17 protein-coding genes and 1 pseudogene are annotated in these 15,572 nt (G+C 30.4%); 7 read left to right on the plus strand and 11 right to left on the minus strand.

Annotated elements, in window-relative coordinates; all coding sequences use genetic code 11:
• Positions 1-7: 7 nt before the first annotated feature.
• The 4 genes from AJ932_RS08620 to AJ932_RS08635 form a co-directional block, all read right to left on the minus strand.
• Positions 8-409 carry a tRNA threonylcarbamoyladenosine biosynthesis protein TsaB gene (locus AJ932_RS08620; RefSeq protein WP_002851789.1) on the minus strand — a complete coding sequence of 134 codons (402 nt, stop codon included), beginning with the start codon at positions 407-409 and terminating at the stop codon, positions 8-10.
• Between the two features lie 38 nt (positions 410-447).
• The gene (gene lpxC / locus AJ932_RS08625) at positions 448-1,332 is read right to left on the minus strand and encodes a UDP-3-O-acyl-N-acetylglucosamine deacetylase (RefSeq protein ID WP_070278751.1); all 885 of its coding nucleotides are present in this window, start codon (positions 1,330-1,332) and stop codon (positions 448-450) included.
• Positions 1,332-2,705 (minus strand): M23 family metallopeptidase, encoded by a 1,374-nt coding sequence (locus tag AJ932_RS08630; protein ID WP_044794428.1) that lies wholly within the window; start codon positions 2,703-2,705, stop codon positions 1,332-1,334. The genes lpxC and AJ932_RS08630 overlap by 1 nt, the downstream gene beginning before the upstream one ends.
• Positions 2,706-2,784: 79 nt before the next feature.
• On the minus strand, positions 2,785-3,612 hold the full coding sequence (locus AJ932_RS08635) for a prephenate dehydrogenase (protein ID WP_070276143.1): 828 nt from the start codon (positions 3,610-3,612) through the stop codon (positions 2,785-2,787).
• Positions 3,613-3,688: 76 nt separating this feature from the next.
• Here AJ932_RS08635 and bamA point away from each other — a divergent pair, with 76 nt between their 5' ends.
• From bamA to AJ932_RS08670, 7 genes and pseudogenes are all read left to right on the plus strand, one after another.
• Positions 3,689-5,908 (plus strand): outer membrane protein assembly factor BamA, encoded by a 2,220-nt coding sequence (gene bamA, locus AJ932_RS08640; RefSeq protein WP_070278753.1) that lies wholly within the window; start codon positions 3,689-3,691, stop codon positions 5,906-5,908.
• A complete protein-coding gene (locus AJ932_RS08645) occupies positions 5,908-6,630 on the plus strand; it encodes an inositol monophosphatase family protein (RefSeq protein ID WP_002860954.1) in 723 nt (240 codons plus the stop codon). Before bamA ends, AJ932_RS08645 begins: the two co-directional genes overlap by 1 nt.
• 8 nt (positions 6,631-6,638) lie before the next feature.
• The gene (gene accD, locus AJ932_RS08650) at positions 6,639-7,481 is read left to right on the plus strand and encodes an acetyl-CoA carboxylase, carboxyltransferase subunit beta (RefSeq protein WP_070276142.1); all 843 of its coding nucleotides are present in this window, start codon (positions 6,639-6,641) and stop codon (positions 7,479-7,481) included.
• Between the two features lies 1 nt (position 7,482).
• On the plus strand, positions 7,483-7,932 hold the full coding sequence (locus AJ932_RS08655) for a 23S rRNA (pseudouridine(1915)-N(3))-methyltransferase RlmH (protein ID WP_002870404.1): 450 nt from the start codon (positions 7,483-7,485) through the stop codon (positions 7,930-7,932).
• 11 nt (positions 7,933-7,943) lie between these two features.
• Positions 7,944-8,307, plus strand: a pseudogene (dksA, locus tag AJ932_RS08660) (molecular chaperone DnaK suppressor DksA).
• Positions 8,297-9,283: a hypothetical protein gene (locus tag AJ932_RS08665; RefSeq protein ID WP_002877207.1), complete on the plus strand. Its 987-nt coding sequence runs from the start codon at positions 8,297-8,299 to the stop codon at positions 9,281-9,283. The pseudogene dksA and the gene AJ932_RS08665 overlap by 11 nt, the downstream one beginning before the upstream one ends.
• Positions 9,280-10,206 carry a tRNA dihydrouridine synthase gene (locus AJ932_RS08670; RefSeq protein WP_070276140.1) on the plus strand — a complete coding sequence of 309 codons (927 nt, stop codon included), beginning with the start codon at positions 9,280-9,282 and terminating at the stop codon, positions 10,204-10,206. Before AJ932_RS08665 ends, AJ932_RS08670 begins: the two co-directional genes overlap by 4 nt.
• Positions 10,207-10,230: 24 nt before the next feature.
• Here AJ932_RS08670 and AJ932_RS08675 read toward each other — a convergent pair whose 3' ends face one another.
• From AJ932_RS08675 to AJ932_RS08705, 7 genes are all read right to left on the minus strand, one after another.
• Complete coding sequence (locus AJ932_RS08675; protein ID WP_070276139.1) at positions 10,231-11,553, minus strand: Cj0814 family flagellar-dependent secreted protein; 1,323 nt, start codon at positions 11,551-11,553, stop codon at positions 10,231-10,233.
• A 127-nt stretch (positions 11,554-11,680) separates the two neighbouring features.
• Positions 11,681-12,088, minus strand: a complete 408-nt coding sequence (ybeY, locus tag AJ932_RS08680; RefSeq protein ID WP_002871111.1) for an rRNA maturation RNase YbeY — start codon at positions 12,086-12,088, stop codon at positions 11,681-11,683.
• Positions 12,085-12,699, minus strand: a complete 615-nt coding sequence (gene recO, locus AJ932_RS08685) for a recombination protein RecO (RefSeq protein WP_070276138.1) — start codon at positions 12,697-12,699, stop codon at positions 12,085-12,087. The genes ybeY and recO overlap by 4 nt, the downstream gene beginning before the upstream one ends.
• Positions 12,699-13,220, minus strand: a complete 522-nt coding sequence (locus tag AJ932_RS08690; RefSeq protein WP_002785057.1) for an isochorismatase family cysteine hydrolase — start codon at positions 13,218-13,220, stop codon at positions 12,699-12,701. Before AJ932_RS08690 ends, recO begins: the two co-directional genes overlap by 1 nt.
• Before the next feature lie 4 nt (positions 13,221-13,224).
• Positions 13,225-13,980 carry a tRNA 2-thiocytidine(32) synthetase TtcA gene (locus AJ932_RS08695; protein WP_002860947.1) on the minus strand — a complete coding sequence of 252 codons (756 nt, stop codon included), beginning with the start codon at positions 13,978-13,980 and terminating at the stop codon, positions 13,225-13,227.
• Positions 13,977-14,666 carry an aminodeoxyfutalosine nucleosidase gene (gene pfs, locus AJ932_RS08700; RefSeq protein WP_002859787.1) on the minus strand — a complete coding sequence of 230 codons (690 nt, stop codon included), beginning with the start codon at positions 14,664-14,666 and terminating at the stop codon, positions 13,977-13,979. The genes AJ932_RS08695 and pfs overlap by 4 nt, the downstream gene beginning before the upstream one ends.
• The gene (locus AJ932_RS08705; RefSeq protein ID WP_230099754.1) at positions 14,663-15,535 is read right to left on the minus strand and encodes an ACP S-malonyltransferase; all 873 of its coding nucleotides are present in this window, start codon (positions 15,533-15,535) and stop codon (positions 14,663-14,665) included. The genes pfs and AJ932_RS08705 overlap by 4 nt, the downstream gene beginning before the upstream one ends.
• Between the last annotated feature and the right edge of the window lie 37 nt (positions 15,536-15,572).

Raw genomic sequence — 15,572 nt, forward strand, 5'->3', positions numbered from 1 at the left:
TTTCATCCTAAATTGCATCTAAAAAATAAAAGGGAAGATTATCATTATTTAGTTTAAGCTCTTGTAAATTTTTTGGTAAAAAAAACTCTGCTGGGATATTTTGCTCTAAACAAATTTCACCTTCTTTATATACAAAACAAAAATTTTTATTTGCACTTATGGGTTTATAGCCATTTAATTCAAAAGCACTCACCGCAAATAAAGGAATATTTTTTACTATACTTAAAGTACTCAAACTTACATAAGAAATTTTAATCCCCATATAAGAACCTGGACCATTAGCATAGATTAAACTTGTAAAATCATATTCTTTAAGCAATTCATCTAAAATTTTTGGTAAAAATTCGCTTGCTTTTTCTTCACTTTTATAAGTTTTTATAAGTTTATCATCTTGATAAATTCCGATCATCAAAGGCTTAGATAAAGCATTAAGCAAAAGAGAGGTTTTTATGCAAATACCTTTTCATAAGCTTTTTGGGTTGTTTTTTCAAGGTTTACAATTTCATAAGCATCTTTATCTTTTAAAACTTCTTTAGTGAGCAAATGATTTAAATGATGACTCCCAGCATATGAAGTATAATCTCCAAAAACACGATATCCAAGTAAGGTTAAATCTCCAATTGCATCTAAAATTTTATGTCTTACAAACTCATCTTTGAAACGCAAACCCTCAGGATTTAAAATACGATTTTCATCTACCACTATAGTATTTTCTAAACTTCCACCTAGTGCTAAATTCATACTCCTAAGGGCTTGAACATCTTTTAAAAAACCAAAAGTTCTAGCTCTTGCTATGTTTTCTATATAATTTTTTTTGCTGAATTCAAAATTGTAACTTTGTTCACCTATAACAGCATTGTCAAATTTAATCGTATAGTTAATACGGGGTTCTTTAGTAGGAGTTAAACGCACAAATTTATTACCATCTCTTACTTCTATAGGCTTTTTAATTACCATAATTTTTTTAGGCGCATCAAGTTCTTTTGCCCCTGCTTCATCAAGCATCATACAAAAACTAATACTTGATCCATCCATAACAGGAGCTTCATTTGCATTTAAAACTATGCGTACATTATCGATTCCATAAGCATTAATCGCACTCATTAAATGCTCTATTGTAGAAATAAATCCACGATCATCTCCTAAAACAGTTGCCATTTGAGTATTGATCACATTTTCAGGACTTGCCTTATAACTTGCATTAAGATCACTTCTAAAAAATACTATACCACTATTTGCTTCTAAAGGCTCTAAAATAATTTCTATAGGTTCGCCCTTATGAAGTCCTATACCTACGCCTTTGACAGTTTTTGCTAAAGTTAATTGTTTCATTAATTTTTTCCTAAAATTATCTTTTTACCATCATTTAAAACATTGTAAATATTATTTTCTATCCATTTTTTATCTTGCCATTGTTCAGGACGCGTTTCAACTCCTTGAACCAAAACTCCAAAATGCAAATGATCGCCTAAGGCTAACCCACTTGTTCCTGTTTTGCCTATAATGCTTTGTTTATTAATCATTTCATCTAAATCAACATTTTTAGAAGAACAGTGCCCATAAAGACTATATACTCCAAAACCATGATAAACAATTAAATTTAAACCATAAATTCCATTTTCAGCAGCAAAAACAACCTTGCCTGCGTTATTACTTATGATAGGAGCTTGTGCTACGCTTGCTAGATCAAGCCCCATATGATAAGAATCACTCACAAATTGCCCATTATAAGAATAATACCTATGATCAGCAAAATCCGCTACTTTCATACCATTTTTAAGAGGTAAAAATAAACTCAAATCAAAATTATCAATTTTTTCCTCAGGTACTTTTGAAGTGATTTCATGGATAAGTTCTTCATTACTATTTCTTAAAGTTTCATTGACAAACTTAAATTTTTCATAACGATTGAGATTATTATCTTTTGGAGCGTATTGATTGGCTAAATTCTCAATCTTTCCATCTAAAAATTTATCCGTTAGATTGATATTTGAAACACGATATTTACGATTAACAAAATAATACCTTATACGTTCTTTTGAAATATTTCCCGCTTTATCCGTAGCGATAACAAATGCGCGAAATTCCTCATCCCTTGCATCCCAAGCAATCAAAGCCGCATAATACCCTTCTTTTACATAAGGTGTAACTTTAAAGATTTTACCTTTATTTGTTTCTATATACACCTTATCTAAATTAGCATCATCGGCCTTAAAAACAACTGCCCCAGCACCGCCTTGCTCGATTTGGTAAGAATTGCTTATGATATTGATTTTTGGAGCCGTATTATCTACTAATACCGCAATTTGTTTTCTTGCTTCATTGCCACTAAAAAAATTCCAAAAACTAGAATCTTTAGCTATCACCTCCAAAACAAAAGATTTTACATTTTCTTTGTAACCAAATTTTGGCAAAGCAACTTGTAAGGTAATATCTTTTAAATTAGAAATCTTTTCATCTGCTATAACCATTGCACTAGTATTGTCGTCTTTATGCAATATAATTTGTACATTTTTGATAGAACTTTCATCATCTTTAACATGCACTAAAATAGGTTTTTTAAGATCAGTATATACAACATCTGGCATTAAAATTTGAGGAGGATTTTTTTCAAAAATACTTAATCTTGAAATAAAAAAAATCAAAATTGCTATTAAAACTAAAATTAAAACAGATAAATAAGTTTTGCCTTTTCTTTTTGCCATAACCTTCCTTAAAAATTTTCAATGTTTTTGTTGTTTTTAGTATAAATTCTATTATATTTTCAGTAAATATCTAGCAAATTTATAAAATTTCTCTTAGAGTATTAGCCTGTTTCATCCATTCTCTTAATTCATCATTTTTGTCTAATTGTATCATTTGTTTACATCTCTCTAATTCTTGTTGAAAAAAATCAATAGAACTTAATAAGTTATCTTTATTTTGTAAAAAAATACTTTCCCACATTTGTGGCGATGATTTGGCAATTCTGCTCATACCTTTAAAAGATCCTCCAGCTAAATGAACAATATTTCTTTTATCCTCTTCTTTCATTACAAAATTTGCCAAAGAAAAACTTATAACATGAGGCAAATGAGAAATAATAGCAGCATGATGATCATGGGCTTTACTATCCATAAAAACAATTTTCATCCCTAAATGAGAAAAAATTTCTACTGCTCTTTTTTGATGCAAGTCATCAGCTATTTCACTATCACAAAGAACACAAACTGCATCTTTATAAAGCTCTTTAAAAGCCGCTTTTGGACCTGAATTTTCAGTTCCTGTCATAGGATGAGCAAAAAGAGTTTGTTTGATTAAATTCTTAGGCAAACTTTCTATAATTTTTCTTTTTGTACTTCCAAGCTCTATAATTGTTACATTAGAAGGCAAATCAACTAACTTTTGCAAAATTTCTATAATAGCATTAACAGGAGTTGCGACAAAAATCATATCACATAAAGCTAAATCTTTAAATTCTATAAGCTCATGAATAAGACCTAATCGCAGGGCATCTTTTTCATTTTCTTCACTTAAATCCATACCATAAACACAAGAAATAAGCTTATTTTCTTTCAAACAAAGCCCTAAAGATCCACCCATAAGTCCAAGCCCTATAATTGCTATTTTCATACTTTCTACCTTAGTTTTTTTGTTAAATTTTTTTTGCTATTATACAGCTTTTAATAAAGCTTTAGGTAAAAAATCAATGAAAAAACATCTTATTAGTATTTGTGCTTTAGTTGCTATAGCCAATGCAGCAACCATTAAGGATATTAAATTTATCGGATTAAACCACTTATCAAATACAAGTGCCATAAATATTACAGGGCTTAAAATAGGAGAAGAAATAGATCCTGCAAAAATCAACACTGCTATTCTTAATCTTTATAAACAAAATTATTTCGAAAATATTTCAGTTGAAAACAACAATGGAATTTTGGAAATTATAGTTACTGAAAAACCAACTATAGCAAAGGTTAGTATAACAGGTATAGCTTCAAATGATAGAAAACAAGTTGAAAGTATTTTAGGGATTAAAAGAGGTACGCTACTTGATGAAGGAAGTATAAAAGAAGCTATTGAACGCATTAAAGCTTATTATGAAGCAAAAAGTTATTTTGATACTATTGTAGAATACAAAAAAAAGACTTTAGAAAATACCGATGGATTAGAGCTTGAATTTATAGTAAATCGTGGTGAAAATATCATTATTGATAATGTTCATTTAAGTGGAGCCAAGAAATTTTCATATTCTGATATAGAACCTTCAATTGTCAATAAAGAAAAAGAATTTATGGGTTGGATGTGGGGACGCAATGATGGAAAATTAAAAGTTTTTGAGCTTAGCAATGATAGTTCAAGAATTGCTGATGAGTACATGAAAAAAGGATATTTAGATGTTCAAGTATCTCCTCCTTATCTTAAAACCTACACAGATACTTATCAAGCAAATTTGACTTATTTTATCAAAGAAGGAAAGCCTTATAAAATTAAAAGTATAAACATAGAAAATCCTTTATTTGATGATAAACAAAATGCACAAACCGTAAAAGATTTAAGATCAAGCGCTGGCAAAACTATCAATATTGAAGACATTAGAAAAGATGTTAAAACCATAGAAACACAAAGTGCTGATTTAGGTTATGCGTTTGTAGAAGTCTATCCTGATATTCAAAAAAATGATCAAACTCAAGAAGCTACTGTTGTATTTAAAGTAATCCCTCACGATAAAGTTTATATAAGAAATGTTATTATTTCAGGAAATTCACGCACTGTAGATCGCGTCATACGCCGAGAATTATATATAACAGAAGGTAATTTATACAATAGAACAGACTTAAGCGAGTCAAAAAATGCTTTAAAAAGAACTTCTTATTTTGACGATGTGAATATCAAAGAAGAAAAAGTTGACGATACACATATTGATTTGATTGTTGATGTTAAAGAAGCTTCTACAGGAGCTATTTCTGGAGGCATTGGCTATGGATCAAGCGATGGTATTTTACTTAATGCTTCTTTATCAGATACAAATATTTTTGGTTCAGGGATAAAAAGCTCTGTAAGCGTAGATAAAAGCGATGATACCTTATCAGGAAGGATTAGTCTCATAAATCCACGCGTTCTTGATAGTCAATATAGCCTAGGTGGAACACTTTATTCAAATGACTATGAATGGGATAATTATTCAGAAAAAAATTACGGCTTTGATATAACAGTTGGACGCCAATTTGCAAGATACTATAATGTAAGCTTAACTTATAATCTTGAACAAAGCGATATTTATCACTTAAGTCCAACTCTTTTAAGAACAGGATATGAACTTGGCAAAAGTATTAAAAGCTCTATAACTCCAGCAATCACCTTTAACAATACAGATGATTATTATCTGCCACGATCAGGTATCATTGCTTCAACTAGTTTAGAATACGCTGGACTTGGCGGAGATCAAGAATTTATTTCATCAAGCTCTAAATTTAACTTTTATCAAGGTTTGCAAGACTATATAGGATATGATCTTATTTATCGCTACAAAGCAAGCTTTTATAAAGTATGGAATGAAGGTTATTTACCAATTAACCAAAGAATTTATTTAGGTGGTATTAGATCGATACGCGGTTTTGAAAGCAGAACGGTAAGTCCTAAAAACCAATGGGGAGATGAAGTGGGAGGAACCATAGCTTTTGCCAATTCCGTAGAACTTAGTTTTCCTTTGATTGATAGAATTAAACTTCGTGGTAGCGTGTTTTTTGATTATGGTATGATAGGACGCAAAAATTTAGATGAAATAAAAAGAATGAGTACAGGTATAGGCATTGAATGGATTACACCAATTGGACCTTTACAACTTGTATTTGCCAAACCTCTTAATGATAAAAAAAGTGATGATACTAACAGTTTTGAATTTAATCTTGGAACACGCTTTTAATGAAAGAATTTTTAGATGCTTGCTTGAATGCAAATTTGCAAATACGCAAGTATCTAAACAATATCCCACAAAATGATCTTAAACTTTGCTCTAAATTAGGCTATGATGAAAATCAAGGCTATGAGCTTGACTTAAAATGTGAACAAATTTTCATAAAATATCTTAGTTGTTTTGGGCAAATTTTTTCTGAAGAAAGTGGCTTGATCGGGAAAGATAACCCAAAACAAATGATTCTTGATCCTTTGGATGGAAGTTCAAATTTTGTTTCTAAAATACCATTTTATGGAACTTCTATAGCTCTCATAGAAAAAGATCAGGCAAAAAGCGCTTTTGTTTGCAATCTTGTCAGTCAAGAAATTTTTGCTTTTAATAACAATCAAGCTTTTAAATCTAATCTTTCCGATCCAAAATACTCACCCTTAACACCTAATCTATTTTCTAAAATAGGTATAGTTGAAAAAATTTCACTTTATCCAGAACTTCTCGATTTTTTAACAAAAAATCAATTAAAATTTCGCTCTTTGGGCGCAACAGCCTTAAGTCTCGCTTATGCTTCGTATTTTAGTTTTGTATTAATTCTTGGAAAAACACGAATTTTTGATACAGTAGCTGCTTTAACAATTCATCAAAATTTATATATAGAAAAAAATGAAAATTTCCTTCTCCTAAGCCAAGACAAGAAAATTTTTGATATAATCTTAGAATTTTTAAAAAATAATTAGGTGAATATATGAATTTTGCAGATATTTTTTCAAAAATAAGAAGACAACAACCTAGTGTTAAAGAAGCTCCAAATCACTGGATAAAATGCCAAAGTTGTCATGCTTTGATGTATTATAAAGAAATAGAATCTTGTTTTAATGTTTGCCCTAAATGTAATTATCACATGAGAATTTCAGCTGATGAACGTATTAAACTTTTAAGCGATGAAGGCAGTTTTATTGAGTATGATGCAAATTTAGAGGCTATAGATCCTTTAAAATTTGTTGATAGCAAATCCTATAAAAAACGCCTTAGCGAAGGTGAAAGTAAAACAGGTAGAAAAAGTTCTGTTATTAGTGGAGAATGTGAAATCAATGGTTTAAAAACCCAACTTGTTGTATTTGATTTTTCTTTTATGGGTGGATCTTTAGGTTCTGTTGAAGGAGAAAAAATCGTTAGAGCTGTACAAAGAGCCATCACAAGCAAAACCCCTCTTGTCATCGTAAGTGCAAGCGGTGGAGCTAGAATGCAAGAAAGTACTTATTCTTTGATGCAAATGAGCAAAACTAGCGCCGCACTTAAACTTCTTAGCAAAGAAAAACTTCCTTATATTAGCATTTTGACTGATCCTACTATGGGCGGAGTAAGTGCTTCTTTTGCTTGGCTTGGAGATTTAATCATCGCTGAACCTGAAGCTTTAGTCGGTTTTGCTGGTGCAAGAGTTATTAAACAAACTATAGGAGCAGATTTACCTGAAGGCTTTCAAAAAGCAGAGTTCTTGTTAGAACATGGACTTATAGATGCCATAGTTGAAAGAGGAGAACAAAAACAATATCTTAGCGATGTGCTAAAATTTTTCAGTGGAAAATAATTTGCAAGTTAATATCTTTTGTATTCAAAAAAGTGATGAATTTAAAACTTGGAGTGAGAAATACTCTAAACTTATTTCTAAATACGCCACTTTAAAAGAAATAAATGTTTTTAATAAAAAAATAGCCTTAGCTCAAAATTTAAATGCCATAGAAGCAAAAAAAAGCTATGAAGAAGCTTTTATGCCTTATAAAAAAGGCTATTGTATCGCTCTTGATGAAAAAGGGAAAGAACTTACAAGTATAGAATTTGCAAAACTCATCCAAGATAAAAATGAATTAAGTTTTTTTATAGGTGGTGCTTATGGTTTAAGAGAAGAATTTAATCAAAGTTTGGATTTTAGACTATCATTAAGCAAACTTACTTTAGCACATCAATTTGTTAAAACCTTACTTTTAGAACAAATTTATCGTGCATTTTGCATCAACAACAATCACCCTTATCACAAATAGAAAGTTTTAAAATGAAAAAAAATGAAATACAAAATTTCAAAAATATTTTAGAAGAAAGAAAAAAAACCATCTTAGAAAATTTGCAAAGCAATTCAAATGAAATCGAAGCTCTTCACAATAGCGTCCCAAGCGATAGTGTAGATTTTTCTATCATAGAAACAGGCTCTCAAATTGACTTTACTATCAGCACCAATCTCAAAGAAGAACTTATAGAAATCGAAAATTCTTTAGATAAAATCAAAAACGGCACTTATGGAATTTGCGAATCTTGCGATGATGAAATCGACTCTCAAAGACTAAAAGTCAAACCTCACGCAAGATATTGTATCACTTGCCGTCAAATTGCAGAACAAGGAAAAAAAACATGAAAATTAAACTCTTTTTACTTGCAAGTTTTATTTATATAGCACTTATTTTTGCCTTTGCTTGGCATCTAGAACTAGGAAGCTATACTCTAAATATCAGCACTTATACCTTTGAGCTACCTATTATGATATGGCTTGTTATTCCTTTATTTGTTTATATGATTTTAGCCGTTTTGCACATAGCATTTTATGGATTTTTGCGTTATTTAAAATTTAAGCATTTTTTTAAAGATGCAGCTAAATTTGAAGCTTATACTCAAGATTTACTCCTTGAAAAAGATCTTAAAACCACTTTTCAAACAAAAGAATTTAGAGCTGTGGCACAGCTTTTTAAAACCCTAAAAACACATGAAAAAATTCCACACTCAAATAAAATCAATGAAATTTTAGATCTTATTGATGGTTTAAATAAAAACGAATTTTTTAACCTTAGTAAATTTAAACTCGAAAATAACAATGTTTTATATTTGCAAAATGAAAAAAATCATCTCAAAAACGATGCAAATTATGCCTATAGCAAACTTAAAAACCTTAATGAAATCAAAGATGAATTTGAAGAAATTGCTTTTAATACTCTTATAGAAAAAGCTAGTTATGAACAAATTAAAAATGTAAAAATCCCTAAAAAGCCTTCTGAAGTTCTCACACTTATCAAGCGTTTTAAAGAAGGAAATTTAGAACTTAGTGCAGCAGAATACGAAGTTTTACTTTCACACAATATACTAAGCGAAAAAGACTATCTTAACGCAGCAAAACTAAGTACTAAACTTTTAAATCCTGATGCTATTTTAGGAATTTTTAACAAAATTAAAAATGAAAAAAGCGAAGCTTTAAGAGCACATTTATATCTTTTAGCTGAATTTGGACTTTTAGATGAGTTAAGAGAGCAAATTCACAATGATGATAAGAAATTTAATGATTTTAAGGCCTTTTTAGCCTTGCGTGAAAAAAATATCAAAATCAATCTAAACCAACTCATACAATGATAGATTTTAGCAAAAAACCTTTATTTTTAGCTCCTATGGCAGGTTTTTCAGATCTGCCTTTTCGTAATGTAGTAAAAAAATTTGGTGCTGATATCACCATAAGCGAAATGATAAGTTCTAATGCCTTAGTTTATGAAAGTTCTAAAACTCTACATATGCTAGAAAGAGCTGAATTAGAAAATCCTTATATAGTCCAAATTGCAGGTGGAGATAAAGAAGTGCTAAAAAAAGCAGTGCAAATGCTAAATGAAATGGATTTTGTAGATGGGATTGATTTTAATTGCGGTTGCCCTGTAAATAAAGTTGTTAAACAATGCGCTGGTAGTGCTTTGCTAGAAAATTTAGAGCTTTTTAAAAATCTTGTAGGAGTAATTAAAGAAAACAATAAAAAAAGCCTTACAAGTGTGAAATTTCGACTAGGATTTAATGAAAAATATCCTGAAAAAATGGCTAAAATTTGTGAAAGCTTGGGGGTGGATTTTGTAAGCATCCACGGACGCACAAGAAAACAGCTTTATAGCGGAAAAGCCGATTATGAATCCATTGCCAATGCTAAAGCAAGCGTTAGTATTCCTGTGATTGCAAATGGTGATATTAACGCACAAAATGCTAAAGAAGTTTATAAAATCACAAAATGTGATGGACTTATGATAGGGCGTGCAAGCGTAGGAAATCCTTGGATATTTTATGAAATCAAAAGCGGTAAAAGTGTAGATGAAAAACTCAAAAAAGAAATCATACTCACTCATTTTGATGAAATGATAAAACACTACAAAGATCAAGGCGTAAGTATATTTCGCAAACATTTACACGAGTATTCTAAAGGGCATAAAGACGCTTCAGCCTTTAGAGATAGCGTTAATCGTATCGACAATGTCGAAGAAATGCGAAAAAAAATAGAAGAATTTTTTAGTTTAACTTGATCGATTTTTATAATTTAAAAAACCTTAAGCCTTAATATCTATACTTTTTGGTGCAGAATTTAAAGAAAGAATTTTATTAAATTCTCCTGCATCATCATCACTAAATTTCACACCAAAAAGAATTTCTAATTCTTTACTAGTGCTAAATTTACCTTCTAATAGTTTTTTTACAAGTTGGTTTCTTATATTATCATCTTTGTAAGTTTCTTTGTTTTTACTTTCTGCTTGTATAGGTTTAAAAGGCTTTTCTTTGCCTTCTTCTGAAGTTTCTTTGTTATTTGTATTTTTTAAAGGATTACTATAATCTACACCTTTTGCCTTTTCTGCTTCTTCTAGTGATTTTACAAACTCATCGTGCCTTTGTTTAAAATCAAGATATTTAGTTTTAAATTCTTCTAAACTCATATTAGAGTTGATCATTTCTTGATATTCTTTGTCTAAATCCATTGCAAGTCTTGAAAGTTTAGCATTTCCTATGTTATTGCTTCTTCCAATAAAAAGCTTCATTGATAGTCGCTCTTCAAAAGGATTCCATTCATCAGGATTACTTGAATATGAAAAAGCGCTTTGTATTTTATTGGCATTCATAAAGTTTTGAAAATCTTCACGCTCATCATTGCTAATATTTTTATCGGTTGTAATTTTTCCAAATAATCTCGTATCGCCTTCTAAAAGTAATGAAGTTGCTCCATAGAGTTGAGAATTTAAAAGAGCCATTAAAACTCCACCTTTATCTACACTACCATCTTTGTTGATATAAGCATTTTTATTTAATCTTACATCGCCATTGCTATGGCTAAAAATATTGTCAATACTGATTTTATTAAAACCAGTATTTGAAAAAGTATTAAAAGTTAAATTAATTCTATCTTGAGTTAAATCTATTTTTTCATACTCATCTTTTGTGAAAGTTTTAGTAACATTAAGATTTTTATCTAAAACAAAAGCATAAGGTATATTTGTTAATTCTTCTTCAGAAAGACTAGCATTTGAAGTTGTCGGCATAATTTGAGAAAGCACTTTATAAGCATTTCCTATAGTTTTTGCAATATCTATTGAAGTGTGAGTTGCATAAAAATATCTATCTCCTGTCTCCCATTCTACAAAGCTTTGCATATCCTTAGCATAAATCTTATAATCTTTTGGCAAACCTGCTGCTTCGTTAAAATCACTTGTAAAAAAGCCCTCTTTATCTACGCCATAGCCTAAAATTTTATCTACCGCTTGTGATTTATCACTTACAAGGTTATTATTTGCTATGGCATTAGATGATTTTGTATTTGAAGTAGTATTACTAAAAGTATTTGTGTAATTGTAGTTTGAATAAGAATTTATACCATTAATCATTTTTGCCTTCCTTGTAAATGAAATTTATTAAGATAAATCGGCAAAAATGATTTTTTCTTAAAATATCTACTCATAATTTAAAATATATAATATAAAACCTTCTAACACTCGAAGAAAAAATTCTTACTTAATCTTTTAAAGTCCTTATAATCAAACTTTTAGGCAAATTAAAATGCTCTATAAGTTCTTTCTCTTTTTCTCTCATTTCTCCATTATCATTTTCATGATCAAAACCTAACAAATGAAGCATAGCGTGGATAAAAAGCAAGCTTATTTCTTCTTCATAGCTATGCCCTAACTCTTTAGCCTTCTCTTTTGCCAAATCCACATTGATCACAACAGAACCCAAAGGCAAACTCTCATCGATATTTTCAAGCGGAAAAGAAAGCACATCAGTGGTTTTATCTTGTTTTCTTTGCTCTAAGTTAATTTCTTGCATTTCTTTACTATCCACAAAGACAAGCTCCACATCTTTAGGACTTAAAAAACTTGCTATAGATTCTAAAAAATCACATTTTTCATCACTTAATATCATAAACCTTCCTTAATCAAATGATATAAATTTTCTATTTCTTCATCATCAAAAATCGCACAATTTTTACTGCTATAAAATTGTTTTATTTTTTTTTCTTCAAACTCAAATCCTAAAGCACATTGAGAATGTGAAGGTAAAAAAGCCCTTAGCAGTGTAATGGAATTTTGGATTTTCTCATCACAAGCAAAACAAAAAAAATCTTTATGCAATCTTCCTTCAAATTCCAAAATTTTTAAATAAGCATCAACAATAACACGCTTTGGATTTTGTTTTTCAAACCTTTTCACACACTCATCAAGTAAATTAAAATAAAAACTATCAAGCTCTTCCACATCTTTTAAGTGTCTATATAAAAGACGGATAAATTCTTGCCAAATAAGCATTTTATCCCTTTGCATAATCCATAAAAATCCCAAATGCAATACATCTTTAAGTCTTGGTAAAAAACTAGGATTTTCTTCTAAAGCAAAGTCGATTTTATAGCCGCTTAAAATACTAGAATGTCTAAGTCCATAAAAACGATAAACCTTAATAAGCATTTTAGGACTTAAAATATAAACGATCAAATCCTCATCTTTAACTTTTTGAGTATGAAGTATAAAGCCTTGCATTAAACAATTTCAATACCATAAGCTCTAAGTATATCAAAAGCGGATTTTTCTAAATTTTCATCAAAACTTGCACTTAAATTTTGGTGTAAAATTATCCTTGCATTAGGCTTAGCACCAAAAGCTAAAATGATATTACAAAACACACAAATATGAGAAACAAGCCCTGCAAAATGAAGTTCTTCATAATCGCTTTTTTGTATGAAATTAGCTAGTTCTAAGCTACCAAAAGTATTTTTATAAAAAATTTTATGAGCTTTTTGTAAAAAAGGTTCAAATTCCTTTGGCATTTGCCAACCCAAACTCTCTTTAATACAATGTTTTACAGGTAAATTTAAACCTTCTTTACTTTGTAGATAATGCTCATCATGCGTATCATAGGTTAAAAGCAAATGCGTGTTATTAAAATCGATTTGATTTAAGGCTTTAAGAATATTTTCTTTGATTTTTAAAGCCTTATCAAAACCTAAACTTCCATCAATAAAATCATTTTGATAATCCACTAAAACAAAAGCTTTTTTCATGCTTTTATGCCTTTTGAAGCCAAAAACTCTCCGTGTGTAAATTGGCAAAAGCGGTTTTTAAACTTGTAAAAAGCTTAGGATGATCTTTTTCTAAATTTGCTAAAAGCTGTTTAGCTTCTTCTCTAGCGTGGGGGAATTTTACATTTTTTTCGCTGAGTTTCATACCAGGACAAAATTCATTTCCTATCACGCTAAGTTCATTTTGTGTAGCATTATCCCTAAGCTGTCTTTCTCGCACAAAAATCAAAGGGCGTATCACAATTACACCGCGTTTGCTTTGATAAATAGGCGCTAAGGTTCTTAAAGCTCCATTATGAATAAAATTCATAAAAAAGCTTTCTGCTGCATCATCTAAATGATGGGCTATAGCAAGCTTGTTAAAACCTTTTTCAAGAGCGTAAGTATATAAAGCTCCACGACGCATTCTCGAAAAATAACTACAAAAACTTGAATTTTCTCTTATGGTATCACCTGAAACTTCATAAATATTTGAATCAAGCACGCTATGTTTAATGCCGTGTTCTTCACAATGTGCATGAAGATGAGAATAATCCTCGCCCATGCCATAACTCAAAGTTACCGCTTCAAGTTCAAATTTAAAAGGAGCATGAGCTTGCATACGATTTAAAAGATGGGCTAAAGCCAAAGAATCTTTCCCGCCACTAAGCCCTAAAAGAACCCTATCTCCATCTTTAATAAGTCCAAATTTAGCATTAGCTTGTGCAACTTGGCGTATGAGTTTTTTGCTAAGATTTATCATAATTTCTCGCACATTTTAAGCACAAAATTGGCTGAAATTTTAGCTGAATTGATCACAAATTCATCAAAATCAAATTCAGCCTTTTCCCCTGCTTTATCACTCATAGCTCTTAAGATAAAACAAGGCACCTTTAAAGCATCACAAACCAAAGCCACACTTGCGCCTTCCATTTCACAAGCATCCGCATTGAAAATTTCTCTAATTTTTGCTTTTTTTGCTTCATCGCAAATAAACTCATCACCCGTTGCAATAATACCTGCACGAAGTTTGATATTTAATTCCTTAGCAACTTCTAAAGCAAGATTGTTTAATTTCTCATCGGTTTTGATAAAAATTTCATTACCTGGAACAAAACCCAAAGGATGCCCAAAAGCGGTAATATCAAGATCGTATTGAGCTAATTTTGTTGCGTAAAGCAAATCACCAATTTCAAGTTCAGGATTAAAAGCACCTGCAACTCCTGTAAAAAGCAAAGCTTGTGCGCCAAATTTTTCTATCATCACACTAGCACTAAGAGTAGAATTTACCTTGCCGATTTTAGAATACGCTAAAACAAGTTCATGATTTTTATACTTTGCAAAATAATAAGTATTATTAGCGTGTTCTATTTTTGTATAATCTTTAAGTGTTTCAAGCAAAGGAGTGATTTCTTCACTCATGGCTCCTAAAATTGCTATTTTCATCATATAACCTTTAAAAATTCATCAATATCATTCATATTTGTTAAAGCATAAGTTTCTTTTGAAGTGATTTTTTTATTCAAACCCTTAAGCACACTTGCGCCAAATTCTATGAAATAATCTACTTCATTTTCACATGCCTTAATGCTTTGTTTATAAAGCACAGGAGAGATAAGTTGTGCTTTTAAAAGCTCAAGGGCTTCTTCTTTGCTTGTATAAATTTTTGCATTTGCATTAGAAATTACGGCTTTAAAATTTGGTTTTAACACCTTTTCAAGCTCCACACAAAGCTTAGCTGAAGCATTTTCCAAAAGAGGACAATGACTTGCCACGCTCATATTTAAAAGCATAGCTCTTTTAGCTCCTGCTTCTTTAAATACACTTTCATAACTTGCTAAATCAGGTTTTAAACCTGCTACAACGATTTGTCCATCGCAGTTATAATTTGCAGCGAAAATTTGCTTGTTTTCTTTTTGTGCTTTTTGACAAAGCTCTTCAACCTTTTCATCATCAAGCCCTAAAACAACCATCATACCCGCTTCAACTTTTACACAATCTTCTTGCATAAAAAGCCCTCTTTTATTGACCAAAGAAAGAGCCTCTAAAAAATCAAAAGCACCATTGACAGCTAAGGCTGAAAATTCTCCCAAAGAATGCCCTAAAGCAAATTTCGAACTTAAATCAGGTTTTTTTTCAAGTAAAACACTATAAGCCATTAAGGAATTTAAAACGATGGCGGGTTGAGTAAATTCACTTTGATTGAGTTTTTCGTTTTCTTCAAAAAGCAAATGTTTAAAATCAATCTTACAAAAATCACTTGCGTTTTGAAGGAGTTCTTTGGCTTTTATAGAGTTTTCATAAAAATCTTTTCCCATGCCAAGACTTTGTGAGCCTTGACCTGGAAATATAAAC

The organism is Campylobacter sp. BCW_6873 (genome assembly GCF_001762365.1).
Taxonomy (GTDB): Bacteria; Campylobacterota; Campylobacteria; order Campylobacterales; family Campylobacteraceae; genus Campylobacter_D; species Campylobacter_D jejuni.